Source organism: Streptomyces sp. NPDC001843, from assembly GCF_042891955.1.
Taxonomy (GTDB): domain Bacteria; phylum Actinomycetota; class Actinomycetes; order Streptomycetales; family Streptomycetaceae; genus Streptomyces.
Map to the genome: position 1 here is coordinate 270811 of NZ_JBIATQ010000008.1, position 24241 is coordinate 295051.

22 protein-coding genes are annotated in these 24241 nt (G+C 71.0%); 7 read left to right on the top strand and 15 right to left on the bottom strand.

The features are described 5' to 3' along the window. Window positions 1-92 precede the first annotated feature (92 nt). Complete coding sequence (locus tag ACFYZQ_RS21855; protein WP_389150143.1) at window positions 93-1799, bottom strand: glycerol-3-phosphate dehydrogenase/oxidase; 1707 nt, start codon at window positions 1797-1799, stop codon at window positions 93-95. 280 nt (window positions 1800-2079) lie between these two features. On the opposite strand from ACFYZQ_RS21855, the gene ACFYZQ_RS21860 reads away from it, so the two are divergent. Further along, window positions 2080-3288, top strand: a complete 1209-nt coding sequence (locus ACFYZQ_RS21860) for a nucleotide sugar dehydrogenase (RefSeq protein WP_388791642.1) — start codon at window positions 2080-2082, stop codon at window positions 3286-3288. A gap of 107 nt (window positions 3289-3395) precedes the next feature. Further along, a complete protein-coding gene (locus ACFYZQ_RS21865) occupies window positions 3396-3920 on the top strand; it encodes a hypothetical protein (RefSeq protein ID WP_389150146.1) in 525 nt (174 codons plus the stop codon). Between the two features lie 161 nt (window positions 3921-4081). Here the strand turns inward: ACFYZQ_RS21865 and ACFYZQ_RS21870 are convergent, their stop codons facing one another. The 4 genes from ACFYZQ_RS21870 to ACFYZQ_RS21885 form a co-directional block, all read right to left on the bottom strand. Beyond that, window positions 4082-5206: a GuaB3 family IMP dehydrogenase-related protein gene (locus ACFYZQ_RS21870; protein WP_388791638.1), complete on the bottom strand. Its 1125-nt coding sequence runs from the start codon at window positions 5204-5206 to the stop codon at window positions 4082-4084. A gap of 104 nt (window positions 5207-5310) precedes the next feature. Next, on the bottom strand, window positions 5311-6813 hold the full coding sequence (gene guaB / locus ACFYZQ_RS21875) for an IMP dehydrogenase (protein WP_389150149.1): 1503 nt from the start codon (window positions 6811-6813) through the stop codon (window positions 5311-5313). Window positions 6814-6978: 165 nt separating this feature from the next. Beyond that, window positions 6979-7566: a sigma-70 family RNA polymerase sigma factor gene (locus tag ACFYZQ_RS21880; protein ID WP_388791634.1), complete on the bottom strand. Its 588-nt coding sequence runs from the start codon at window positions 7564-7566 to the stop codon at window positions 6979-6981. 291 nt (window positions 7567-7857) lie between these two features. Beyond that, complete coding sequence (locus tag ACFYZQ_RS21885) at window positions 7858-8469, bottom strand: response regulator transcription factor (protein ID WP_003948568.1); 612 nt, start codon at window positions 8467-8469, stop codon at window positions 7858-7860. A gap of 381 nt (window positions 8470-8850) precedes the next feature. Between ACFYZQ_RS21885 and ACFYZQ_RS21890 the strand changes: the two genes are divergently transcribed. Continuing rightward, complete coding sequence (locus ACFYZQ_RS21890; protein WP_389150152.1) at window positions 8851-9180, top strand: WhiB family transcriptional regulator; 330 nt, start codon at window positions 8851-8853, stop codon at window positions 9178-9180. Window positions 9181-9273: 93 nt separating this feature from the next. Here the strand turns inward: ACFYZQ_RS21890 and ACFYZQ_RS21895 are convergent, their stop codons facing one another. After that, window positions 9274-10170: a LysR family transcriptional regulator gene (locus ACFYZQ_RS21895; RefSeq protein WP_389150154.1), complete on the bottom strand. Its 897-nt coding sequence runs from the start codon at window positions 10168-10170 to the stop codon at window positions 9274-9276. A gap of 80 nt (window positions 10171-10250) precedes the next feature. Between ACFYZQ_RS21895 and ACFYZQ_RS21900 the strand changes: the two genes are divergently transcribed. The 3 genes from ACFYZQ_RS21900 (at window position 10251) to ACFYZQ_RS21910 (ending at window position 12585) form a co-directional block, all read left to right on the top strand. Next, entirely contained in the window at window positions 10251-10931 is a 681-nt protein-coding gene (locus ACFYZQ_RS21900) for an MOSC domain-containing protein (RefSeq protein WP_389150157.1), read from the top strand. Between the two features lie 96 nt (window positions 10932-11027). After that, window positions 11028-11801 (top strand): SDR family NAD(P)-dependent oxidoreductase, encoded by a 774-nt coding sequence (locus ACFYZQ_RS21905; protein WP_389150160.1) that lies wholly within the window; start codon window positions 11028-11030, stop codon window positions 11799-11801. Window positions 11802-11877: 76 nt separating this feature from the next. Then, the gene (locus ACFYZQ_RS21910; RefSeq protein ID WP_389150162.1) at window positions 11878-12585 is read left to right on the top strand and encodes an ester cyclase; all 708 of its coding nucleotides are present in this window, start codon (window positions 11878-11880) and stop codon (window positions 12583-12585) included. Between the two features lie 53 nt (window positions 12586-12638). On the opposite strand, the gene ACFYZQ_RS21915 is transcribed toward ACFYZQ_RS21910, so the two are convergent. From ACFYZQ_RS21915 to ACFYZQ_RS21935, 5 genes are all read right to left on the bottom strand, one after another. Continuing rightward, complete coding sequence (locus tag ACFYZQ_RS21915) at window positions 12639-13208, bottom strand: membrane lipoprotein (protein WP_389150165.1); 570 nt, start codon at window positions 13206-13208, stop codon at window positions 12639-12641. Window positions 13209-13279: 71 nt separating this feature from the next. Then, window positions 13280-14074, bottom strand: a complete 795-nt coding sequence (locus tag ACFYZQ_RS21920; RefSeq protein ID WP_389150168.1) for a tetratricopeptide repeat protein — start codon at window positions 14072-14074, stop codon at window positions 13280-13282. Window positions 14075-14240: 166 nt separating this feature from the next. Continuing rightward, entirely contained in the window at window positions 14241-15866 is a 1626-nt protein-coding gene (groL, locus tag ACFYZQ_RS21925; RefSeq protein ID WP_389150171.1) for a chaperonin GroEL, read from the bottom strand. Window positions 15867-16000: 134 nt separating this feature from the next. Continuing rightward, the gene (gene groES / locus ACFYZQ_RS21930; protein WP_029382138.1) at window positions 16001-16309 is read right to left on the bottom strand and encodes a co-chaperone GroES; all 309 of its coding nucleotides are present in this window, start codon (window positions 16307-16309) and stop codon (window positions 16001-16003) included. 259 nt (window positions 16310-16568) lie between these two features. Further along, window positions 16569-17573, bottom strand: a complete 1005-nt coding sequence (locus ACFYZQ_RS21935) for a polysaccharide deacetylase family protein (RefSeq protein ID WP_389150173.1) — start codon at window positions 17571-17573, stop codon at window positions 16569-16571. A gap of 90 nt (window positions 17574-17663) precedes the next feature. Here ACFYZQ_RS21935 and ACFYZQ_RS21940 point away from each other — a divergent pair, with 90 nt between their 5' ends. Then, on the top strand, window positions 17664-18842 hold the full coding sequence (locus tag ACFYZQ_RS21940; RefSeq protein ID WP_389150176.1) for a methyltransferase domain-containing protein: 1179 nt from the start codon (window positions 17664-17666) through the stop codon (window positions 18840-18842). 4 nt (window positions 18843-18846) lie between these two features. On the opposite strand, the gene ACFYZQ_RS21945 is transcribed toward ACFYZQ_RS21940, so the two are convergent. The 4 genes from ACFYZQ_RS21945 to ACFYZQ_RS21960 form a co-directional block, all read right to left on the bottom strand. Then, a complete protein-coding gene (locus ACFYZQ_RS21945; RefSeq protein ID WP_389150179.1) occupies window positions 18847-20871 on the bottom strand; it encodes a cell wall-binding repeat-containing protein in 2025 nt (674 codons plus the stop codon). Between the two features lie 166 nt (window positions 20872-21037). Further along, window positions 21038-22312 carry an RNA polymerase sigma factor gene (locus ACFYZQ_RS21950; RefSeq protein WP_389150182.1) on the bottom strand — a complete coding sequence of 425 codons (1275 nt, stop codon included), beginning with the start codon at window positions 22310-22312 and terminating at the stop codon, window positions 21038-21040. A 45-nt stretch (window positions 22313-22357) separates the two neighbouring features. Next, window positions 22358-22714, bottom strand: coding sequence for a YciI family protein (locus tag ACFYZQ_RS21955; RefSeq protein WP_389150185.1), 357 nt, complete (start codon window positions 22712-22714; stop codon window positions 22358-22360). 150 nt (window positions 22715-22864) lie between these two features. Next, entirely contained in the window at window positions 22865-24232 is a 1368-nt protein-coding gene (locus tag ACFYZQ_RS21960; RefSeq protein WP_389150188.1) for a VCBS repeat-containing protein, read from the bottom strand. Between the last annotated feature and the right edge of the window lie 9 nt (window positions 24233-24241).

Consider the following 24241-nt stretch of genomic DNA (forward strand, 5'->3'; position numbering starts at 1 on the left):
GGAGCGGGTGAGGTGCGGGTTCGGCGTGTCGGCATGACGGGACGCCACAGCGGAGCCTCTGCAGGGGGGTTCGGACGCGCTCCGGGGCGCCGTTACAGCGGCACGATGTCCGGTGCCCCGAGCCGGGCCGCGTCCGCCGTCAGGTCGTCCGGCTGGCGCTGCGACTCCCGCTCGGCCTCGACCCGCTTCTCGTAGTGCTCGACCTCGCGTTCGATCTGGCTCTTGTCCCAGCCGAGCACCGGCGCCATCAGTTCGGCGGCCTCGCGGGCGCTGCGGGAGCCGCGGTCGAAGGTCTCGATGGAGATCCGGGTGCGGCGGGTGAGTACGTCGTCGAGATGCCGGGCGCCCTCGTGGGAGGCGGCGTACACGATCTCCGCGCGCAGATAGTCGTCGGCGGCCTGCAGCGGTTCGCCGAGCGTGGGATCGGCGGCGACGAGGTCCAGGACCTCCTCGGCCATGGAGCCGTACCGGTTCAGCAGGTGCTCCACGCGCACGACGTGCAGGCCGGTCCGCGCGGCGATGCGGGCGCGGGCGTTCCACAGCGCCGCGTACCCCTCCGCGCCCAACAGCGGGACGTCCTCGGTGACGCACTCGGCGACCCGCATGTCGAGCCCGTGCACCGCCTCGTCGACGGCGTCCTTGGCCATCACCCGGTACGTCGTGTACTTGCCGCCCGCGACGACCACGAGGCCGGGCACCGGATGGGCCACGGTGTGCTCGCGCGACAGCTTGCTGGTGGCGTCGGACTCACCGGCGAGCAGCGGGCGCAGCCCCGCGTACACGCCCTGGACGTCGTCGCGGCTCAGCGGCACCGAGAGGACGGAGTTGACGTGTTCCAGCAGGTAGTCGATGTCGGCGCTGGAGGCGGCCGGGTGGGCCTTGTCGAGGTCCCAGTCGGTGTCGGTGGTCCCGACGATCCAGTGCCGGCCCCACGGGATGACGAACAGGACGGACTTCTCCGTGCGCAGGATCAGACCAGTCGTGGAGTGGATGCGGTCCTTGGGCACGACCAGGTGGATTCCCTTGGAGGCGCGGACGTGGAACTGTCCCCGCTCCCCCACCAGCGCCTGGGTGTCGTCGGTCCACACACCGGTGGCGTTGACGACCTGCTTGGCGCGGATCTCGTACTCGCCGCCGCCCTCCACGTCCTGCACCCGGGCGCCGACGACCCGTTCGCCCTCGCGCAGGAAACCGGTCACGCGAGCGCGGTTGGCGGCGTGGGCGCCGTACGACACGGCCGTGCGTATGAGGGTCGCCACGAAGCGGGCGTCGTCCATCTGGGCGTCGTAGTACTGCAGGGCACCCACCAGCGCGTCCTTGCGCAGGGCGGGGGCGACGCGCAGCGCGTGCCGGCGGGACAGGTGGCGGTGCACGGGCAGGCCCCGGCCGTGACCGCGGGCCATCGACATGGCGTCGTAGAGGGCGACGCCCGACCCGGCGTACCAGCGCTCCCAGCCCTTGTGCTGCAGCGGGTACAGGAACGGCACCGGCTTGACCAGGTGCGGGGCGAGGCGCTCCAGCAGCAGGCCGCGTTCCTTCAGTGCCTCGCGGACGAGGGCGAAGTCGAGCATCTCCAGGTAGCGCAGGCCACCGTGGATGAGCTTGCTGGACCTGCTGGAGGTGCCCGACGCCCAGTCGCGGGCCTCGACCAGTCCCGTCGCAAGGCCCCGGGTGACGGCGTCCAGGGCGGTGCCCGCGCCGACCACTCCGCCGCCGACCACCAGTACGTCCAGTTCACGCTCGGCCATGGCCGCCAGTGACTCGGCGCGCTGCGCCGGCCCCAGTGTCGCTGTCCTCACCGCTGCCTCCCGCTCTCCGTCATCGGTCGCGCGGACCGCACCCGGTGGGCGAAGCCCGGTTCCCCTTCCCCCTGCCCAGAATTCTGACCGGCTTGCCCCGCTTCAGCCACCACTCGCCCCCAGCCTGTGGACAACCGACTCGTGAGCAGCGGAAGACACATGACCGCAATCCCGCATCAAGGTCATATTTACTCCTAGTCTGACATTGCGCGCGTCCATCCCGTCCACCGGGCTTGCGCACCTGTCCCGCCTCGGCTACTGGGAAGGACGGCTCACGCCCATGCCCGCAGACCTCGCCGTCATCGGACTCGGCCCCTACGGCCTCCCCCTGGCCCAGACCGCCGTCGCAGCCGGCATCTCCACCCTCGGATACGCCACCGGCCCCGAGCCCGGCCCCCTCAGCCCCGCCGAACTGCGCCGGATGCTCTCGGGGGGATTCCGGCCGACCGACGACCCGGCCGCGCTGGGCCGGGTGCGCACCGCCGTGATCTGCGCGCCGACCGCGCGCGGGGCGGACGGCGGGCTCGACCTCGGCCAGGTCGAGGCGGCCGCGCGCACCCTGGCCCGGCGGCTGCGCCCGCACACCACGGTGATCCTGGAGTCACCCGTGCACCCGGGCACGACCGAGGACTTCCTGCGCCCCCTGCTGGAGGAGGGCTCCGGGCTGCGCGCGGGCCGCGACTTCCACCTCGCGTACTCCCCCAGCCGTGTGGACCCCGGCAACCGTGACTTCACCCCGGCCAACACCCCGAAGGTGATCGGCGGGCTCACCCCGGCCTGCACCGAATCGGCCGCCACCTTCTACGGACGGCTCACCGACAAGGTGGTCCGCGCGCGTGGACCGCGTGAGGCGGAGACCGTGCAGTTGCTGGAGACCAACTACCGGCATGTGAACATCGCACTCGTCAACGAGATGGCCGTGCTCTGTCACGACCTGGGCGTCGACCTGTGGGACGTGATCCGCTGCGCGGAGACCAAGCCGTTCGGCTTCCAGGCCTTCCGGCCGGGCCCGGGTGTCGGCGGCCACGGCCTGGCGCAGGACCTCACCGGCCACACCGGCCGCAACCTGCGCATGGTGGAACTGGCCCAGCAAGTCAACAGCCGGATGCCCCGGTACGTCGTCCAGCGCGCCGCCGCCCTCCTCAACGAGCACGGCAAGTCGGCGCGCGGCGCGCGCGTGCTGCTGCTCGGCGTCACCTACAAGGCCGACCTCGCCGACCAGCAGGAGACGCCCGCACAGGAGATCGCCCTGCGGCTGATGGAGCTGGGCGCCTCCGTCAGCTTCCACGACCCCTACGTGGGTTCCTGGAGCGTGCTGGACCGCCCGGTCCCGCGCGCGGACGCCCTGTACGAGGCGGCCGCCGACGCCGACCTCACGATCCTGCTCCAGCAGCACCGGACGTACGACCTCCAGGGCCTGTCGGTGAAGGCCCAGCTGCTGCTGGACACCCGCGGCGCGACACCGGCGGGGACAGCGCACCGGCTCTGAGCGGGCGGTGCTAAAACGCCTCCGGCGTTGTCACCGGTGACTGCTAATCTCCCCACTCGTCGCACAACTGTGCACGCCTTCATCACACCATCGGGGGGATTCCTGTCATGAGCAAGTCAGCTCCACCGCCGCACTCCGAGCCGCAGCCGCAGCCGGCCGACGCCAACCCGTTCGCCCAGCAGCCGCCCGTCGGCGCTGCGTACGCCCCGCCGGTGCCGCCCGCGCCGCGGAAGGACAACGTCGCCCTCGGCCTGGTGGCCGCCCTCGGCGCCGCCCTCGGCGCCGCCGCGCTCTACGGCGTCGTCATCGGACTCACCAAGCACGAGATCGGCTGGGCGGCGGTCGGTGTCGGCTTCGTCATCGGCCTCGCGGCGGGCAAGGTCGGCGGCCGCAACCCCGCCCTCGCCGTCGTCGGCGCGGTGCTCGCGCTGGGCGCGGTCTACATCGGCCAGCTGGTGGGCGAGGCCATGATCGGCGCGAAGGACGTCGGCGTGAGCTTCTCCGAGCTCTTCTTCCAGCACTTCGGCCTCGTGCAGGAAGCCTGGAAGCAGGATGCCGACCCGCTGACCTTCCTGTTCTTCGGCCTGGCGGCCTTCGCCGCCTTCTCGGGCACCAAGAAGGCAGCGGCCTGAGGGCAGGGCAAGTGGAAGGCCCGTCCACCCAAGGCGGGCGGGCCCTCCACTGACTGCTCACCCAGGCTCCACCTACCTAGGGGCGCGGGGAACTGCGCGACCAGCCCCCACCGCCCCGCGGACGAACGAACCGCCTGTCCAACCGCCAACCCAGCGGAGCGTCACCGCTTGTGCTGCGAGTCCGCCACCGTCACCTCGACCCGCTGGAACTCCTTGAGCTCGCTGTAGCCGGTCGTGGCCATGGCACGGCGCAGGGCGCCGAAGAAGTTCATCGAGCCGTCGGGGAAGTGGGACGGGCCGGTGAGGATCTCCTCGATGGTGCCGACCGTGCCGAGGTCGACCTTCTTGCCGCGCGGCAGCTCCTCGTTGACGGCCTCCATGCCCCAGTGGTGGCCCCTGCCGGGCCCGTCCGTGGCGCGGGCGAGCGGGGAGCCCATCATCACCGAGTCGGCGCCGCAGGCGATCGCCTTGGGCAGGTCGCCGGACCAGCCGACACCGCCGTCCGCGATCACGTGCACGTACCGGCCGCCGGACTCGTCCATGTAGTCGCGGCGGGCCGCCGCCACGTCCGCGACCGCCGTCGCCATGGGGACCTGGATGCCCAGCACGTTGCGTGTGGTGTGCGCGGCGCCGCCGCCGAAGCCGACCAGGACACCGGCCGCGCCGGTGCGCATCAGGTGCAGGGCGGCGGTGTAGGTGGCACAGCCGCCGACGATCACCGGGACGTCGAGTTCGTAGATGAACTGCTTCAGGTTCAGCGGCTCGTGCGAGGACGAGACGTGCTCCGCCGACACCGTCGTGCCGCGGATGACGAAGATGTCCACGCCCGCGTCCACGACCGCCTTGGAGAACTGGGCCGTGCGCTGCGGGGAGAGCGCCGCGGCGGTGACCACACCGGAGTCCCGGACCTCCTTGATGCGCGCGCCGATCAGCTCTTCCTTGATGGGAGCGGCGTAGATCTCCTGCAGACGGCGGGTCGCGGTCTCCGCGTCGAGGTCGACGATCTCGTCGAGCAGCGGCTGCGGGTCCTCGTACCGCGTCCACAGGCCCTCGAGGTTGAGCACGCCCAGGCCGCCGAGCTCGCCGATGCGGATCGCGGTGGCCGGGGAGACGACCGAGTCCATGGGGGCGGCCAGGAAGGGCAGCTCGAAGCGGTAGGCGTCGATCTGCCAGGCGATCGAGACCTCCTTCGGGTCCCGGGTACGACGGCTGGGGACGACGGCGATGTCGTCGAAGGCGTACGCCCGGCGGCCGCGCTTGCCGCGCCCGATCTCGATCTCAGTCACGTCTGTGGCCTTTCCCTGATGCGTTGCAGCGCTTTCCAGTATCGCCGACGGGCACGACGAGGGCGGCCCCGGATGCTCCGGAGCCGCCCTCGGACGCCTGACGCCTACTTGTTGCTGTAGTTCGGCGCCTCGACCGTCATCTGGATGTCGTGCGGGTGGCTCTCCTTGAGGCCCGCGGAGGTGATGCGGACGAAGCGGCCCTTGGACTCCATCTCCTCGATGGTGGCCGCGCCCACGTAACCCATGGTCTGGCGCAGTCCGCCGACGAGCTGGTGCAGCACGTTGGAGAGCGGGCCGCGGTAGGGCACCTGGCCCTCGACGCCCTCGGGCACGAGCTTGTCGTCGGAGGAGACCTCCGCCTGGAAGTAGCGGTCCTTCGAGTACGACTTCGCCTGGCCGCGCGACTGCATGGCGCCGAGCGAGCCCATGCCGCGGTACGACTTGAACTGCTTGCCGTTGATGAACAGCAGCTCGCCCGGGGACTCCTCGCAGCCCGCGAGCAGCGAGCCCAGCATCACCGTGTCGGCGCCGGCGGCCAGCGCCTTGCCGATGTCGCCGGAGTACTGCAGACCGCCGTCGCCGATCAGCGGGATGCCGGCCGGGCGGGCGGCGAGGGAGGCCTCGTAGATGGCGGTGACCTGCGGGACACCGATGCCGGCGACGACACGGGTCGTGCAGATCGAACCGGGGCCCACGCCCACCTTGATGCCGTCGACACCGGCGTCGATCAGCGCCTGCGCGCCGTCGCGGGTGGCGACGTTGCCGCCGATCACGTCGACGGACACACTCGACTTGATCTTCGACATCCAGCTCAGCGCGTTGCTGTTGTGGCCGTGCGAGGTGTCGACGACCAGGAAGTCCACCCCGGCCCCGGCGAGCGCCTGGGCGCGCTCCAGCGCCTCGGGGCTGGCGCCGACGGCGGCACCGACGAGCAGCCGGCCCTCGGCGTCCTTGGCGGCGTTCGGGTACTTCTCGGCCTTGACGAAGTCCTTGACGGTGATGAGGCCCTTGAGGACGCCCGCCTCGTCGACCAGCGGAAGCTTCTCGATCTTGTGGCGGCGCAGCAGCTCCATGGCGTCGACGCCGGAGATACCGACCTTGCCGGTGACCAGCGGCATCGGCGTCATGACCTCGCGGACCTGGCGTGTGCGGTCCGTCTCGAAGGCCATGTCACGGTTGGTCACGATGCCCAGCAGCTTGCCGGCCGGGTCGGTGACGGGGACACCGCTGATGCGGAACTTGCCGCACAGGGCGTCGGCCTCGGCGAGGGTGGCTTCCGGGTGGATGGTGATGGGGTTGGCCACCATGCCGGACTCGGAGCGCTTCACCAGGTCGACCTGGTTGACCTGGTCCTCGACGGAGAGGTTGCGGTGCAGTACGCCGACGCCGCCGAGGCGGGCCATCGCGATCGCCATGCGGGACTCGGTGACCTTGTCCATCGCCGCCGACAGCAACGGGATGTTGACCCGCACGTTGCGGGAGATCCGGGACGAGGTGTCGACCGCGTTCGGGAGCACCTCGGATGCGCCCGGCAGCAGCAGCACGTCGTCGTAGGTCAGCCCGAGTGTCGCGAATTTACCGGGCACTCCGTCGACGTTTGCAGTCATGACACCTTCCCCAAATGGCCTTGATCGGTGCGGATGTCCATGCTAACGGGAAGCTTGGCCGTCACATTCCACGGTCCTGCAGCACCGCCGGCTTCGTATGTTCGTACGGAAGCGGGACGGCGCCCGTTCACAGAAGGTGCTCTCCGCAGGGTGGTTCACCCTGGTTCACTGCTCGGCGAGCGCCCGCAGCCGGCTGAGCGCCCTGTGCTGCGCCACCCGTACCGCTCCGGGTGACATTCCCAACATCTGACCCGTCTCCTCCGCGGTCAACCCCACCGCGATGCGCAGCAGCAGCAGCTCGCGCTGGTTCTCCGGGAGGTTGGCCAGCAGTTTCTTCGCCCACTCGGCGTCGCTGCTGAGCAGGGCGCGCTCCTCGGGACCGAGGGAGTCATCGGGGCGTTCCGGCATCTCGTCGGAGGGGACGGCCGTCGAGCCGGGGTGGCGCATCGCGGCGCGCTGCAGGTCGGCGACCTTGTGCGAGGCGATGGCGAAGACGAAGGCCTCGAAGGGGCGGCCGGTGTCCCGGTAGCGCGGCAGGGCGAGCAGGACGGCGACGCAGACCTCCTGTGCGAGGTCCTCGACGAAGTGGCGCGCGTCGCCCGGGAGCCGGGACAGCCGGGTCCGGCAGTAACGCAGCGCGAGGGGGTGGACATGGGCGAGCAGGTCGTGCGTGGCCTGCTCGTCCCCGTCGACGGCGCGATGCACGAGCCCGCCGATCGTCCCTTGAGCCGTGCCCGCCTCGTCGTCGCGCATCGGTCCATGGTGCCTTGCGGCCGTCCGGTCCGTCGCATCGTGCTGGTGGTTGTGCACCGAAGCGTTATGAGCAGGTGCGCCGGCACTCATTCCCTGCGCCCTCCCCTTCCGCTCGACCGACTCGTCCCCGAGGAACTCCACACCTCAAGGATGCGGCATCCGCGACGAAACGAGCAGCGGCCGTCCGAGGGGCCGCTTCGGAACGCGGCTCGCAGGCCGCCCGTCCCCCGCCCACGCCGCGTCGGGCGGGGGGCACGGCGGTTGTCCGCACCCCCGCTACGGATCACCGTCCTACCGGACCAGTCCCCAACGGAAGCCGAGCGCCACCGCGTGCGCCCGGTCCGAGGCGCCGAGCTTCTTGAACAGGCGCCGGGCGTGGGTCTTGACGGTGTCCTCGGAGAGGAACAGCTCGCGGCCGATCTCGGCGTTGGAGCGGCCGTGGCTCATGCCCTCCAGGACCTGGATCTCACGCGCGGTGAGCGTGGGCGCGGCGCCCATCTCGGCGGAGCGCAGCCGGCGCGGCGCCAGGCGCCAGGTCGGGTCGGCGAGGGCCTGGGTCACCGTGGCGCGCAGCTCGGCGCGGGAGGCGTCCTTGTGCAGGTAGCCCCGGGCGCCGGCGGCCACGGCGAGCGCCACGCCGTCGAGATCCTCGGCCACGGTCAGCATGATGATCCGCGCGCCCGGGTCGGCGGACAGCAGCCGGCGCACGGTCTCGACGCCGCCCAGTCCGGGCATGCGCACGTCCATCAGGATCAGGTCCGAGCGGTCCGCTCCCCAGCGGCGGAGGACTTCCTCGCCGTTGGCCGCGGTCGTCACGCGCTCGACGCCGGGCACGGTCGCGACCGCGCGGCGCAGCGCCTCTCGGGCAAGCGGGGAGTCGTCGCAGACGAGGACGGATGTCATGGCCGCCCTCCGCAGCTGATGCGCGTCACCTTGAGCCTCCAGGCTGGTACGAAATCGTCACCTGTGCGGTCGACCGTCTCGGACGCCTGCCCGAGCGCTTGTGTTTTCAACCGCCTCCGCACTCTCAACGACGGTCACTCGAAAGAGTTACGGGGCTGCATGCCGTCTTCGGCACTCTACGTGAGGGTGCCGACACGGTGCAGACATGCCCGGCGGACCCTCAACTTTTCATCACAACCTATGCCCCGTTTAGACCTTTTTCGTACCGTTTTTCGGTGTCTGGGGCTAGATTCGCAATGAGTCATATTTTCATCTCCTTAGACCGGAGATGTACGGTCGTTGGCACCGGATCCGCCCAGAACGGCTACAAGGGGTCACGCAATGGCAGATTTCTCCCGCCTTCCCGGACCGAACGCGGACCTTTGGGACTGGCAGCTCCTGGCCGCCTGCCGTGGGGTCGACAGCTCGCTCTTCTTTCATCCGGAGGGCGAGCGCGGGGCGGCTCGGAGCGCTCGTGAGAACTCGGCCAAGGAGGTCTGCATGAGGTGCCCGGTACGCGCCCAGTGCGCGGCGCACGCCCTTGCGGTGCGCGAGCCGTACGGCGTGTGGGGCGGCCTGACCGAGGACGAGCGCGAAGAGCTCATGGGGCGGGCACGGCACCGGCTGGTGTCGGCGTCGTCGAACAACGGGGACACCGCCCCGGACAACTGAAGGAACGTTTCTGCATATTTCTGCGCGTTCCAGCACCATCTCTGCCCACGGGCACGCACCCACGCGCGTGCCCCTGATTTTCCGCGAGAGGCCTCAGCGCCGCGCCGCCCGGGCCAGCTGCTCCAGCGTGGCCGCCACCGCCGGCACCTGGGCGAGGTCGGGGAGGGTGAGGGCGACGATCTCCCGGCGCACCGCCGGTTCCAGCGCGAGGGCGCGCACGCCCCTCGGCCGTACGGACTCGATCGCGAGCCGGGGCAGCACGGCGACCCCCAGACCCGCGCCCACCAGGCCGACCACCGCCGGGTAGTCGTCGGTGGCGAAGTCGATGCGGGGTGTGAAGCCCGCGCTCTCGCACACCTCCACCAGCTGCCCCCGGCAGCGCGGACAGCCCGCGATCCACGGCTCCTCGGCCAGCTCACCGATGGCGACCGACTCGGCGCGCGCGAGAGGGTGCCGTTCGGGTACGAGACCGACCAGGGGGTCCTTCAGCAGCGGCCGCACGACGAGGTCGTCCCACTCCTCGGCGCCCGCGGCCCCCTCGTACCGGAAGGCGAGCGCCACGTCGCAGTCGCCCTCGCGGAGCATGTCCACGGACTTCGGCGGCTCGGCCTCCTCCAGGGAGACCCGGGTGCCGGGATGGGCGGCGCGCAGGGCGGCGAGCGCGGTGGGGACCAGGGTGGAGCTGCCGCTGGGGAAGGAGACGAGCCGGACCCGGCCCGCCCGCAGGCCGGCGATCGCCGCGACCTCCTCCTCGGCGGCGGTGAGCCCGGCCAGGATCCCGGACGCGTGCCGGACCAGCGCCTCGCCGGCCTGCGTCAGCCGCATCTCCCGGCCGCTGCGGACCAGCAGGGGGGTGCCGACCGAGGACTCCAGGGCCTTCATCTGCTGGCTGACGGCGGGCTGGGTGCAGCCCAGTTCGCGCCCCGCCGCCGAGAAGGAACCGGTGGTGGCGACGGCGCGCAGGACGCGGAGATGGCGGGCCTCGATCACTCTTCGAGCATAAGCCCGCCTTGGGCACGGCACCCAATACTGGGTCGACGCTTTGAGGAGCGGCCCTCTACCGTGCGGACATGAAGCTTCTCTCGGTCAATCTGGGCCGCGCGCGTGCCGTGCCGTACACCGACCAGCCGGAAGGCCTCACCGGCATCGACAAGCGCCCGGTGGACGGGCCGGTGCGGGTGGCGGCTCCGGGACCCAAGGGGGTGGGCGGCAGCGGGCTCGCCGGGGACGCGGTGTGCTCGCTGCGTCACCACGGCGGGAACGACCAGGCGGTGTACGCCTACGCGCGCGAGGACCTCGATGTGTGGCAGGAGGAGCTCGGCCGGACACTGGCCAACGGCTGCTTCGGCGAGAACCTCACGACGGACGGTCTGGACGTCTCGGGCGCGCTGATCGGGGAGCGCTGGCGGATCGGTCCCGAGCTGGTCCTGGAGGTGACCTCGGGGCGTATCCCGTGCCGCACGTTCCAGGGCCACCTGGGCGAACGGGGCTGGGTGAAGAGGTTCACCCGGAAGGGCGTGACGGGTGCCTACCTGCGGGTGATCGAACCGGGTGAGATACGGGCGGGCGATCCGATCGAGATCGTGCACCGGCCGGACCACGATGTGACGGTGTCCCTGCAGTTCCGCGCGGAGACGACCGAGCGGGAACAGCTGCCGCGCGTGCTCGCCGCGGGTACCGCCCTGCATCCTGAGGCGCTGGAGGAGGCACGGAAGTACGTGGCGGAGCACGGCGGGCGTCCGGCCTCCTGAACCCCGGTCACCGCAGGCCCGCACACCTCGTCTTCACGATCGTCGGGGCCCGTGCGCTGGGCGGACGCCGTCGGTCCGGGTAACTACGCTTGGCGCATGACAACGGCTCTGATTACGGGATCGACCGCGGGCATCGGCGCCGCGTTCGCACGGCGGCTGGCGGCGGACGGGCACAATCTGGTCCTGGTGGCACGGGACACCAAACGGCTGCGCGAGCAGGCGACCGAGCTGCACGACCGGCACGGAATCGAGGTCGAGGTGCTGACCGCCGACCTGGCCACGGACGACGGCATCGAGGCGGTGGCCACCCGCCTGGGCGACCGCCGCAACCCCGTCGACCTGCTGGTCAACAACGCGGGCTTCGGCAACAAGGGCCGCTATCTCGAGGTGTCGATGGCCGACGAGCTGCGGATGCTCAAGGTGCACTGCGAGGCGGTGCTGCGGCTGACCTCGGCGGCGGCCGAGGCGATGCGGGAGCGCGGGCGCGGCGGCGTCGTCAACGTGGCCTCGGTGGCGGCCTTCGTGCCGCGCGGCACGTACGGCGCGTCCAAGGCGTGGGTCGTGCAGTTCACCCAGGGGGTCGCGAAGGACCTGGCCGGTACGGGCGTCCGGCTGATGGCGCTGTGCCCGGGGTTCGTGCGCACGGAGTTCCACGAGCGGGCCGGGATGGGGACGGACAACATCCCGAACTGGATGTGGCTGGATGCGGACAAGCTGGTCGCGGCGGCGCTGGCCGACCTGGCCCGCGGCAAGTCGCTGTCCATTCCGGACCCGCGCTACAAGGCGCTGATGGGGCTGGCGAAGGTGGCCCCGCGCGGTCTGCTGGGCGGGGTCAGCTCGCGGACCGGGCGCAAGTACGGGCCCCAGTAGCGCCAGGGGTGGCGCCGCCGTTCCGGTGCGAGAATGGGCGTGACGGAACCGGATCAGGGGGGCCGGAGGCGGCGTCATGACCTTCGTACAGCTCATCGACTGCAGGACCAGCCGGTTGGACGAGATGAACCGGCTCATGGACGACTGGGTCGAGCAGACCAAGGGGAAGCGGACCGCGACGCACGCGGTGGTCGGCAAGGACCGTTCGGACGCGTCGCACATCATCGAGGTGGTGGAGTTCCCGTCGTACGAGGAGGCGATGCGGAACTCGAACCTCCCGGAGACCGACCGGATCTTCCGGGGCATGGTCGCCCTGTGCGACGAGATGCCCACGTTCGTCGACCTGGACGTGGTGCGGGACGAGCAGTTGTCCATCGGCGTGGTGCGCCGCTTCCTGGAGACGCTCGCGACCCCGGGTGACCTGCCGCCGCTGAACGACCTGCTCGACGAGGACATCCACAGCCACGACCCGATCAACCCGCAGGACACGATCGGGCTCGACTCCGCCCGCAGCGAGTACCGCATGTGGCGCGGCGCCTTCGACTTCACGTTCACGGTCGAGGACGTGATCGCCCAGGGCGACCGGGTCTGCGCGCGCTGGACCTGGAACGCCACGCACAAGGCGGATTTCCTGGGCATCGCGCCCACCGGCAAGCGGGTCACCATGACGGGGATGACGCTGTTCCGCTTCGGCGACAACGGAAAGATCGCCGAGATCTGGTGGCAGCACGACCAGCTGGGCCTGATGCAGCAACTGGGGGCGCTGGACGCGCTGGAGCGGTAGCGCCCGCTTGGTGACCTGAGACCTTGGCCATGTTGCCGGACGAGGAGTGCTCGCTAGCCGCCCTGCCCCACGCTGTTGTCGGGTGCCCCGTCGCCGTTCGGGGGAAGGTCGCCCCGCCGTACCGGCTCGGTCGGGGTCGGGGCGGGTGTCGGCAGCAGGGCGGCGAGCTCCGTGGCGGAGGGGCGGTGGACGGCATGGGCCGCCTCGCGCAGGATCTTGCGGGAGACTTTCTCGCCGCCGATGTGCACCACCTCGCCCTTCCCCGGCTTCACGCACTCCTCCTGCTTCGGGCAGGCGGCGGAGCTCCATGCGGCCCTGTCGACGTAGAGGTGGAGGACGCCGCCGTCCTTCGACCAGTACGAGACGGAGAAGCCGTCGTCCCCGTTCACGCCGACGGACTGCTGGGCGGGCATGAAGCCCGAGACTTCGGTGACGTAGACGAGTTCTGGTGCTACGCCCATTGCCTTGACGCGGGAGTCGAGTTCGGACGCGTCGGGGGTGGGGGACGTGGAACTCCCGGCCCCGGCATCCGCCTTGTCGGTGCCCGCTTTCTCGGTGCCGCAGCCGGTGAGCAGCACGGGGAGGAGGAATAACAGCGGCAGGACTCGCACGGTACGGGGCATGCGCCCATCCTGCCGCACAGGTGTTCCACAGGGGCCGGTTTCCCCCTCAGCCCGTGGGGGCGTGGCTTGGTTCAGCGGTCGCGCGCATGCCTGACAAGGGTGTCGGTCCAGGCGTCCGATCGTGCCCAGGCGGCGGCCTGTCTGACCTCTTGGACGGTCATCTCGCTTGCGAGCGTGTGCCCCTGGTGCATGCCGTCGCCGTCGCCCAGGTCGAGCATTCTCATGTAACAGCCCAGCTCCTTCACCTTGTCGCGAGGGCCTCCGAGGCCGTAACCGCACATGACCGCCAGATTCCTCGCCGAGGTCGCGGTAGCGACACCTTCGGGGACGATCCGCTCGAGGATTTCCCTCGCTCCGTCGTAGTCCTGCATGTGCCGTTTGGCGTCCGCGAGGAAATTGGCCGACTGGTCGACCCCGTCCGCCGTCGCTTCCTCCAGCAGCCTGACAGCCTCTTCCAGGGACGCGGCGACTCCGTCGCCGAACAGGTACATACACCCGAGGTTGTGTTTCGCGACTCCGTCGCCTGCGTCTGCGGCTTGCCGGTAGAGGACCGCAGCCGTCCCGAGGTCTTTCTCGACACCCAGCCCCCGGGACAGCAGGAATCCCAGACGGCGCTGCGCGGAGGGGATACGGGCCCTCGCAGCGGGGGCCAGGTACCGGTACGCCTTTTCGTAGTCCTTCTCGAACTCGAGCGCCACGGCGCCTGCCAGGTGCTCGAAATCCGGATCCCCGCCGTCGGCGAGTTGCTGGATCAGGGGCAGTATCGCGTTTATTCGATCGACGCCCTCAGGAATCCCGCGCAGTCCGTCCACGAGCGCCGAGTTGGCCGTTTCGAGAAGCTGCGGCCTGGAGAGGTCCCGCATCATCCGGTCTCCTGGTCACTGATCGTCGGCGAGCGAGATCAGCCTGGCTCGGGCCTCGCGGGCGGTGATGCCCCTGGACTCAAACGATAGACGGCGAAGGCCCGGCACCCCTTCAGGGATGCCGGGCCTCGCTCAAGGCCCGAAGGCCTGATGTCTTACCGACGGTGCGTCAGTGCGCGTGCCCGTGGCCGTGGCCCGCGGCGGCCGGCTCTTCCTCTTCCTTCTTCTCGACGACCAGGGTCTCGGTCGTGAGCAGGAGGGAGGCGATGGAGGCGGCGTTCTCCAGGGCGGAGCGGGTGACCTTGACCGGGTCGATGACGCCGGCCTTGATCAGGTCGCCGTACTCGCCGGTGGCGGCGTTGTAGCCGTTGCCCTTGTCGAGCTCGGCGACCTTGGAGACGATGACGTAGCCCTCGAGGCCGGCGTTCTCCGCGATCCAGCGCAGCGGCTCGACGGCGGCACGGCGGACGACCGCGACACCGGTGGCCTCGTCGCCGGACTTGTCGAGGTTGCCCTCGAGGACCTTGACGGCGTGGACCAGCGCGGAGCCACCACCGGAGACGATGCCCTCCTCGACCGCGGCGCGGGTCGCGGAGATGGCGTCCTCCAGACGGTGCTTCTTCTCCTTCAGCTCCACCTCGGTGGCGGCGCCGACCTTGATCACGCATACGCCGCCGGCCAGCTTCGCGAGGCGCTCCTGGAGCTTCTCGCGGTCCCAGTCGGAGTCGGTGTTCTCGATCTCGGCCTTGATCTGGCCGACGCGGCCCGCGACGTCCTCGGACTTGCCGGCGCCGTCGACGATCGTGGTGTCGTCCTTGGTGACGGTGACGCGGCGGGCGGAGCCCAGCACGTCCAGGCCGACCTGGTCGAGCTTGAGGCCGACCTCCTCGGAGATGACGGTGCCGCCGGTGAGGACGGCGATGTCCTGCAGCATCGCCTTGCGGCGGTCGCCGAAGCCGGGGGCCTTGACGGCGACGGCGTTGAAGGTGCCGCGGATCTTGTTGACGACCAGGGTCGACAGGGCCTCGCCGTCCACGTCCTCGGCGATGATCAGCAGGGGCTTCGAGGCGCCCGCCTGGATGACCTTCTCGAGGAGCGGGAGCATGTCCGCGATGGCGGAGATCTTGCCCTGGTGGATCAGGATGTACGGGTCGTCGAGGACGGCCTCCATGCGCTCCTGGTCCGTCACGAAGTACGGCGACAGGTAGCCCTTGTCGAAGGCCATGCCCTCGGTGAAGTCCAGCTCCAGACCGAAGGTGTTGGACTCCTCGACGGTGATGACACCGTCCTTGCCGACCTTGTCCATCGCCTCGGCGATGAGCTCGCCGACCTGCTGGTCCTGGGCGGACAGCGCGGCGACGGCGGCGATGTCGGACTTCTCGTCGATCGGCCGGGCCGAGGCGAGCAGGTCGTCCGAGACGGCCTTGACCGCGGCGTCGATGCCCTTCTTCAGGGCGGCCGGGGAGGCGCCGGCGGCGACGTTCTTCAGGCCCTCGCGCACGAGCGCCTGGGCCAGCACGGTGGCGGTGGTCGTACCGTCACCCGCGATGTCGTTGGTCTTGGTCGCCACCTCCTTCACCAGCTGGGCGCCGAGGTTCTCGTACGGGTCCTCGATCTCGACCTCACGGGCGATGGTGACACCGTCGTTGGTGATGGTCGGGGCGCCGAACTTCTTGTCGATGACGACGTTGCGGCCCTTGGGGCCGATCGTCACCTTGACCGTGTCGGCGAGCTTGTTGACGCCGCGCTCGAGGGCGCGACGGGCGTCCTCGTCGAACTTCAGGATCTTCGCCATGGGAGCGTAGCCCTCTCGGGAAATCTAGGGTGCTGAAAAATACGGTCGGTGAAACGGACTGCGCCCCCGGCGCCCGGCTTGTTAACGGTCGCGGGGGCCGGGGGCGCAGCTCGAAGCGGAAAAGCTCGAGGCGATTACTTCTCGACGATCGCGAGCACGTCGCGGGCCGAGAGAACGAGGTACTCCTCGTTGTTGTACTTCACCTCGGTGCCGCCGTACTTGCTGTAGAGCACGACGTCACCGACCTTGACGTCGAGCTCGACGCGCTTGCCGTCCTCGATGCGGCCCGGGCCCACGGCCAGGACGACGCCCTCCTGGGGCTTCTCCTTGGCGGTGTCCGGGATGACCAGGCCAGAGGCCGTGGTCTGCTCGGCGTCCAGCGGCTGGACCACGATGCGGTCCTCGAGCGGCTTGATGGCAACCTTGGAGCTGGCGGTCGTCACGATCCGACCTCCCCCTTCGGAGATCTCACGGGGTTAACTGTCTGAGGTGGCGACCAGGTCGATCCGTCGTCGCGGGTGCCGGACCTGCCCGTCGCTGTGTTGGCACTCTCCTGCGTCGAGTGCCAGAGCCGAGACTATGACTGCGATTAGCACTCGGTCAAGCGGAGTGCCAATTGCCGTGCGTCGCGTCAGCGGGAATGCCGTCTTCGGCGGCGGCCCGCACCCGGCGCCGGCCGCCTCACAGGCCCGTACGGCCGCCTCACAGGTAGTCCTCCAGACGGGCCACCGCGTACCCCTCGGCCGTGACCTTGTTCAGGAACCGGCGCATGTCGTCGACCATCGTGCCGTTCCAGTCGTCCCGGCCCCGGAAGTGGGTCAGGACGATGTCGCCGGGGTGCAGGCTCTGGTCGTCCTCCCGGTACTCCCAGTGGTCGACGTAGACCTCCTCGTCCCAGATGGGCGCGTACTTGATGCCGCAGGACTTGGCGGCGAGCAGGGTGTCCCGGTTGTAGTTGCCGTAGGGCGGGCGGAAGACGGTCGGGCTCCGGCCGAACTGCTCGCGCATGATCCGCTGCATGCCGCAGATCTCGTCCCGCTGCTCGTCGTAGGACAGGCCGGGCAGGTAGGGGTGGGTGAGGGTGTGGTTGTTGAGGGTGATGCCGTTCGCCTGCATCTTGCGGAAGTAGCCGTAGTCGTCCTTGACCAGGTAGTTGCTGAGGAACGCGGTGTAGGGGATCTTCAGGTCGCTCATCATGCGCAGGAACGCCGGGTCCTTCTCGGCGCCGTCGTCGATGGTGAGGAAGACGACCTTCTGCTTGGTGGGGATCGTGGTGAAGACGGGCGGCAGGTCCAGTTCCTCCTGGCCGTCGACCTCGAATCCGTCACGGGCAGTGATCCTCGGCTTGTGGGCGGGGGGTGCCGGGGGCGTGAGCGGGGCCGCTTCGAGGCCCCAGCGCCTGGCGGCGGCGACCAGGGCGGCGTGGGAGGTGCGCAGCCGGGAGGCGTAGGAGTCGAGGGCTTCGGCGGGTCCCTGCAGGCGTTGCTGACCGGGGGCGGGCCGGACGTCCGGGGCCGAGTGCGGGGCCGTGCCCGGCGCCGAACAGCCGGTGACGGCACCACCGGAGACGACGGCTGCCACGACGAGCGCGGCCAGGCCGCTCCGCGCGGCCAGCCGCCTCGGGGCCGGCCGATTCACAGTCAGCCGCCTCGCGGCCTTCCGTCTCCAGTGCGCACCATTTTTGTCATTTTGTACTACTAGTCGCATGGTGCCGGATCCTGGCAGAGCCCCCGCCCCGAACCGGCCCGACACCGCCGCCGCGGGCGCACCATCCACCGACTGGCCCACAATGACCCGGTGAACGACCTGCTCGCCTTCCGCTCCCTGCTCACCCCCGAGGGCCACGCCCTCCTCGACGAGGTACGCGGCACGGCCCCGGCCGACGAACTCGCCGTCGCCACCCGCCTGCGCCGCGACCACCCCGCCGACCTGGTGTCGGCCGCCCTCGGCCAGGCCCGGCTGCGGCAGCGGGCGGCGGCGAAGTTCGCCGCCGAGGACGCGCGGCGGATGTTCTTCACCCCGGGCGGGGTCGAGCAGTCGACCCGGGCGACGGTGGCCGCGTACCGGGCGCGCCGGCTGCGGGAACTGGGCGTCACCTCCGTCGCCGACCTGTGCTGCGGCATCGGCGGCGACGCGCTCGCCCTCGCCCGCGCCGGGATCCGGGTGCTCGCCGTGGACCGGGATCCGCTGACCGCGGCGGTGGCCCGCGCCAACGCCGAGGCGCTGGGACTGGCCGAGCTGATCGAGGTGCGGGAGGCGGACGTGACGGAGGTGGACACGTCCTCGTACGACGCCGTGTTCGTGGACCCCGCACGGCGGGGCGGGCGGGGCCGCATCTTCGATCCGGAGGCGTACTCACCGCCCCTGTCGTGGGCCGTGGGGGTCGCGTCCGCCGCCCGGGTGGCCGCCCTGAAGATCGCGCCCGGCATCCCGCACGAGACGGTTCCCGAGCAGGCCGAGGCGGAGTGGATCTCCGACGGCGGGGACGTGAAGGAGGCGGTGCTGTGGTTCGGTACGGGAGCGGCGGGCGCCGTGCGGGCGACCCTGCTTCCGGGACCGCGGTCCCTGCTCTCCCGTGGGCTGCCGGACCCCGGAGCGCGGCCCGTGGGGCGGTACCTGTACGAGCCCGACGGCGCCGTCATCCGCGCGCACCTGGTGGCGGAGGTCGCCGAGGAGGTGGGCGGCGGGCTGATCGACCCGACCATCGCCTATGTGACGGCGGACGAGCTGCGGCCGACACCGTATGCGTCCGCCTACGAGATCACCGACCAACTGCCCTTCAACGTGAAGAAGTTGAAGGCGTTGCTGCGCGAGCGGGGGGTCGGGGTCCTGACCGTGAAGAAGCGCGGGTCGGCGGTGGAGCCGGAGGAGCTGCGGCGGAAGGTCAAGCCGCAGGGGCCGGGCTCGGCCACCGTGTTCCTGACGCGTGTCGCGGGTGCCCCGACGATGCTGCTCGGGGCGCCCGCGAACGGCTGAGCGGCTACTGCGTGGCCGTGGTCCGCAGGGAGGACAGGGCCGGTGCCGGGGCGGTCGGGGCCTTCGGGGCCGCGGCGCCGGACGTGTCCGTCGAGGAGTACGAACTCGCCGTCGGAGCCACGCCGTTGTAGTACGGCGTGTACGTCCACTGGCCGCTGCTCGCGCTGATCGCCGTGCCCGCCGAGTTCAGCGCCGAGGTCGACACCGAGCCGGTGCCGCCGAAGGCGACCAGGCCGTTGACCCCGGCGGCACCCTTGACCAGGTACGACTTGGTCTCGGAGGAGAGGGTGTCGACATCGGTCCACAGCAGCGGACCGAAGAGGTTCATCGCCGAGGCGGTCGTGGCGCCGCCGCGCCAGCTGGCATCGGAGGCGAGGGCGGCGTAGGTGGGACCGTTCCACCAGAAGCGCGCCAGGGCGGCCGCGTTGCCCGCGTCGGTGCTCGCCACGACCGGGTAGTACGAGTACGTCGACGGCCAGTGGGAGAACGACGTGTGCGTCAGCGCGTACTTCGCCGAGCCGCCGACCGTGATCATGTCCGTCTCACGCGGGTCGAGGCTGTTCAGGTACGACTTCACGGACGAGGTCAGCGTGTTGCCGTCGCCCAGCACGACCACCGACTTGCCGCTCGTCCCGTCCGCGCCCGCGGCCGACGCGGCGGCGAGCGCCGAGTGGTAGTCGGTGCCGGTGGCGAGGAAGACGTGGTCCGGCGCGCTGGTGACGGCCTTGGCCACGGCGACCGAGGTCGAGTAGCGGGAGGTGCCGGCCAGCCGCTTCGGGGTGAAGCCGAGCGAGGAGACCTTCGAGGAGACATTGCTGGTCAGGATCGAGTTGTCGCCGACGAGGTAGACGCTCGCACCCGGCTTGAGGATCCGCTTGAGCTCGCTCTGCACGGACGACGACAGCGAGCTGCCCGAGGTCATCAGGACCGGACCGTGCTTCTTGCCCGCGAGGGCGGGGGCGGTCAGCGCGTAGGACTGGCTGTCCTTGGAGACCAGCACCGCGGACGAGGCGTTCATCAGGCCCGGCACGCTCTGCCCGACCGTGTTCCAGGTCCAGCGGGAGGCGGCGATGTTGGTGCCGTAGACGTCGGCGCCCCAGACCCGGCTGACGGAGTTCTTGCGCAGCGGCTGCCAGGCGAGGTCCCACTTGGCGGTGGAGGGCGAGTCGTAGACGACCTTGGCGGTGCCGGTGGCGAGGTCGAGGATCTGGTTCTGCGTCTCGTTCGAGGTCGTCGTGAGCTGGTACGCCAGCCGGGTGCCGTCGGGCGACCAGGCGGGCTTGCCGACGGCGCCGGTCTCGTCCGCGAGCCACGGGGTGACCCCGGTGCCGTCCACGTTCACCGTGTACAGCTTGCCGCCCACGGTGTAGGCGACCTTGGTGCCGTCCGGGGAGAGCGCCGGGGCGTTGGCCTTGCCGTCCACCAGCTTCTTGAAGGTGCTCCTCGCGCCGTCGTACAGCCACAGGGCGCCGAAGCGGGTGTCGCCGCCGCAGGTGCTGCCCGAGCGGATGAACGCCAGCTTGCCGTCGACCGAGCCGCTGGGCTGGCTGTCGCAGCCCTCGTCCGCGGTGGCGAACAGGTGCCGCTCGTAAGCGGTGCCGTCGGACGGGGCGACGCGCAGCCGCCCGCTGAGCGTGAACACGACCTCGCCGCCGCCCCACCAGAAGGTCGGGTCGTCGGCGAGGATCGAGTTGGTCGTCTTGACCGGGAGTTCCACGGGACCGGTGAAGTCATGGCCTACGACGTCGACGCGTCCGGTCGACTGGTTGACGTAGGCCATGCGGCTGCCGTCGGGGGACCAGGCGGGCTTCATGGCGTTCTTGACCCGGGCCACGGGTGCGGTGCCGTCTTCGTACAGCTGCGAGATCACGCCGTCCATGTCGGCGGTGAGAATGCCGTCGGCGGCGGTCCAGCCCCCGGGGTCGGCGGACGCGCCAGGGGCCAGCACGACCGCGGTGCCGGCGGCGAGGGCCGCGACGGCGGTGAGCGCGACGACTCTGCGGCGCGCGGAAGATCTGTCGGATGGCAAGGAGATAACCCCCACGAGTGAACAGTGGTGCCGCCGGACCACATGAACATCAGGGGTCGCCGGGGCGAGGAGAAGGTGTCGCACCCGTTCACGGCGGCTGCGCAACTGTAAGCCCTCGCAGGTCAGGAAGGGAATGGTGGTCTTACGATCATCTCGCGGAGGTCGATCACGGGCCGAGTTCGGCCACCCGGGCCTCCAGCAGTTCCCGTTCCCGCGCGTTGCGGGTGAGTCCCGCCGCCCGGACGAACTCCGCGCGTGCCTCCGCCCCGCGGCCGAGGCGGGCCAGCAGGTCGCCGCGGACGCTGGGGAGCAGGTGGTAGTCGCTCAGGGCGGGGTCGGCGGCCAGCCGGTCCACGATCTCCAGGGCTGGGGCCGGTCCGCGCGCCATCGAAACGGCGACCGCGCGGTTCAGTTCCACGACCGGGGACGGGGCGCGGGCGGCGAGCAGGTCGTAGAGCGTCGCGATGGTCGCCCAGTCGGTCTCCTCGTAGGAGAGCGCGTGCGCGTGGCAGGCCGCGATCGCCGCCTGGAGGGTATAGGGCCCGGGCGCCCCGGTGGCGGCGGCCTCGGCCCGGCCGAGGGCCGCGACGCCGCGGGAGATGAGCATCCGGTTCCAGCGGCGGCGGTTCTGGTCCCTGAGGAGGACGGGGGCGCCGTCGGGGCCGGTGCGGGCGGCGGCCCGGGCGGTCTGGAACTCGAGGAGCGCGGTCAGGGCGTGCACCTCCGGTTCCTTGGGCATCAGGGCGGACAGCACACGGCCGAGGCGGAGGGCGTCCTCGCACAGGGCGGGGCGCAGCCAGTCGTCGCCGGCGGTGGCCGCGTAGCCCTCGTTGTGGATCAGGTAGATGACGTCGAGGACGGAGCCGAGGCGGGCCTCGCGGTCGGGCCCGCAGGGCACCTCGAAGGCGACGTTCTTCCTGGCCAGAGTGCGTTTGGCGCGGACGATCCGCTGGGCGATCGTCGCCTCCGGGACAAGGAAGGCGCGGGCGATCTCGGCCGTGGTCAGGCCGCCCAGCAGGCGCAGCGTGAGCGCGGTGCGGGCTTCGGCGGACAGCACCGGATGGCAGGTGGTGAAGACGAGGCGGAGCAGGTCGTCGTCGATGTCGTCGGGGTCGGCCGGTGCCGGCGGCGGGGCCGTGGTCTCCAGGTCGCGGCCGATCTCCGCGAGCTTGCGGGCGTAGTTCTCCCGGCGGCGGACCAGGTCGACGGCGCGGTGGCGGGCGGTGGCCATGAGCCATGCGCCGGGGTTGTCCGGCACACCGTCCCGCGGCCACCGTTCCAGGGCGGCGACCAGGGCGTCCTGGGCCAGTTCCTCCGCGATGCCCACGTCCCGGACGATCCGGGCGACGCCGGCGACGACCCGGGGGAACTCCAGACGGAAGACGGCCTCGATGGCGTGTGCGGCGGCGCCGGACGGGGCGGCGGGGGGCTGCTGTTCCACAACCCCCCATGCAACACCCCCGGCCGGGCCGGCGCCAGCTAGGGCTCAGCCCTCGGCGATCTCCCGCACCTCGCAGGTCACGGTCCAGAACTCCTCGTGGACCTTCAGGAAGCGCTTGGTCCACTCCAGGGCCTCGGCCTTGTCCTTGCACTGCATGAGGGCGTAGCCGCCGATGACCTCCTTCGACTCGGTGAAGGGCCCGTCGGTGACGGAGAGCTGACCGTTCTCCCAGTGGACCCGGGTGCCCTGCGCGGTGGGGGTGAGCCCGGCGGTGTCCAGCATCACGCCGGCCTTGGTGATCTCCTCGATCAGCTCGCCCATCCGCTGCATCAGCTCGGGGCTGGGGCCCTCGGTGGGCGTGTTGTTCTCGTCGATCCGGATGAGCGAGAGGTAACGGGGCATGGTGGCTCCTCGGTCGGACGGCGGGGGCTCTCCCCGCCTTCTCACCCCTGCGTCGAACGGGAGACACCCGGATCGACACGTCCCCCGGAATTTCTCGGAGATTTTTTCCGGGGGCCGTGACCTGACGCTATTGGGGCCCGCGACCTGGCACTACTTGAGCTCGGCCCCGAACGCCGCCTTCGCGTACGGCGCCCCGACGCTCTTCGGGCCGAAGACGAGCGCCGCGTCCGTCGTCAGGCCCGTGGCGCCGCCCCGCAGTTCCCAGACGGCGCCGTTGCCGCCGTCCTCGTTCGGGGCGGCGGCCGACAGGTCGGCGTGGCCGTTGCCGTTGATGTCGAGGAGCTGGACGGTCGCGCCGAAGACGTCGTTGATCTCGGCGGAACCGGGGACGCCCGCGGTGTTCTGGGTGAAGCCCTGCGCGCCCGTGCCGGTCAGGCCGCCGCGGCTGCCGCGCAGCACGTCGACCAGGCCCTCGGACTGGTTCTCGCCGGGCACGCCCACCGCCACGTCGTCGATGCCGTCGCCGGTGATGTCACCGACGGCGACCGACCGCCCGAACTGGTCACCCTCCTCGGTGGCGCCCGGAACGCCGGGGGTGTTCTGCGAGTACGTCCGCCAGGTGCCGCGTGCGCCCAGGCCGGTGGCCGAGCCGTAGGCGACCTGGACCTGCTCGTTCTCGTGGTCCCCGGTGACCATGTCGTCGTATCCGTCGCCGTTGAGGTCGCCGAACGCCACGGTGCCGGCGCCGTCGGGGGCGTCGGTCACGCGGGTGAGGCCGGCAGGGGTGCTCAGGTAGAGCTGGGTGCAGTGCACGCCGTCCCCGCAGTACTCCGACAGGGCCAGGTCCGCGCGGCCGTCGCCGTTGACGTCGCCGGTGGCGCCGTCGTGGACGTCGACGTACTGCAGGTCGGGGTCCATGCCGGAGGTGGCGGCCGGGGTGCCGGTCCGCTTCAGCGGCCCCTTCCACAGGACCGCCTCGGTGCCGAGCGGGTCGTCACCGGGCGAGAAGGCGGCGGTGAACAGGGCGAGGTCCAGGCGCCCGTCGCCGTCGAAGTCGCCGGTCTGGGTGTTGGTGGCGGGAACGGACGTGCCGCCGGACAGGCCGTGCGGGCCGCCCCAGACGACGACCGCCTTGGCCGACACGGAGACGTCCCCGACGACCAGGTCGGCGTAGCCGTCGCCGTCCAGGTCGCCCTTGGAGAGCTGGAGGCCGAACTCCTGGCCCTTGACCGGGCTGCCCGGGATCCCGGCCGTGGCCCGGCTGATGACGGTCCGCCGGCTGGTCGATATGCCGTGCGGGCCGCCGTACATCACGGTGACGTAGCCGGCCTTGCTCTTCCCGTCGACGGTGCCGAGCGGGGCGCCCACGGCCAGGTCGGCGTAGCCGTCGCCGTTGAAGTCGTCGCGGACGGGGGCGACTTGCTTCGACGCGGAAGCGATGGGTGCGGTGGTGCCCAGGGCGGTCAGGGCCAGGGCGAACGGGACCGCCCAACGGGCGTGCGAACGTACGGAGAACACAGGACTACC

Coding starts and splice junctions, on each gene's coding strand:
- ACFYZQ_RS21860 (WP_388791642.1), top strand. CDS start 2,080: ATGCCCGCAGACCTCGCCGTCATCGGACTCGGCCCCTACGGCCTCCCC.
- ACFYZQ_RS21865 (WP_389150146.1), top strand. CDS start 3,396: ATGAGCAAGTCAGCTCCACCGCCGCACTCCGAGCCGCAGCCGCAGCCG.
- guaB (WP_389150149.1), bottom strand. CDS start 6,813: ATGACTGCAAACGTCGACGGAGTGCCCGGTAAATTCGCGACACTCGGG.
- ACFYZQ_RS21880 (WP_388791634.1), bottom strand. CDS start 7,566: ATGCGCGACGACGAGGCGGGCACGGCTCAAGGGACGATCGGCGGGCTC.
- ACFYZQ_RS21885 (WP_003948568.1), bottom strand. CDS start 8,469: ATGACATCCGTCCTCGTCTGCGACGACTCCCCGCTTGCCCGAGAGGCG.
- ACFYZQ_RS21890 (WP_389150152.1), top strand. CDS start 8,851: ATGGCAGATTTCTCCCGCCTTCCCGGACCGAACGCGGACCTTTGGGAC.
- ACFYZQ_RS21900 (WP_389150157.1), top strand. CDS start 10,251: ATGAAGCTTCTCTCGGTCAATCTGGGCCGCGCGCGTGCCGTGCCGTAC.
- ACFYZQ_RS21905 (WP_389150160.1), top strand. CDS start 11,028: ATGACAACGGCTCTGATTACGGGATCGACCGCGGGCATCGGCGCCGCG.
- ACFYZQ_RS21910 (WP_389150162.1), top strand. CDS start 11,878: ATGACCTTCGTACAGCTCATCGACTGCAGGACCAGCCGGTTGGACGAG.
- ACFYZQ_RS21915 (WP_389150165.1), bottom strand. CDS start 13,208: ATGCCCCGTACCGTGCGAGTCCTGCCGCTGTTATTCCTCCTCCCCGTG.
- ACFYZQ_RS21920 (WP_389150168.1), bottom strand. CDS start 14,074: ATGATGCGGGACCTCTCCAGGCCGCAGCTTCTCGAAACGGCCAACTCG.
- groL (WP_389150171.1), bottom strand. CDS start 15,866: ATGGCGAAGATCCTGAAGTTCGACGAGGACGCCCGTCGCGCCCTCGAG.
- ACFYZQ_RS21935 (WP_389150173.1), bottom strand. CDS start 17,573: ATGCGACTAGTAGTACAAAATGACAAAAATGGTGCGCACTGGAGACGG.
- ACFYZQ_RS21955 (WP_389150185.1), bottom strand. CDS start 22,714: ATGCCCCGTTACCTCTCGCTCATCCGGATCGACGAGAACAACACGCCC.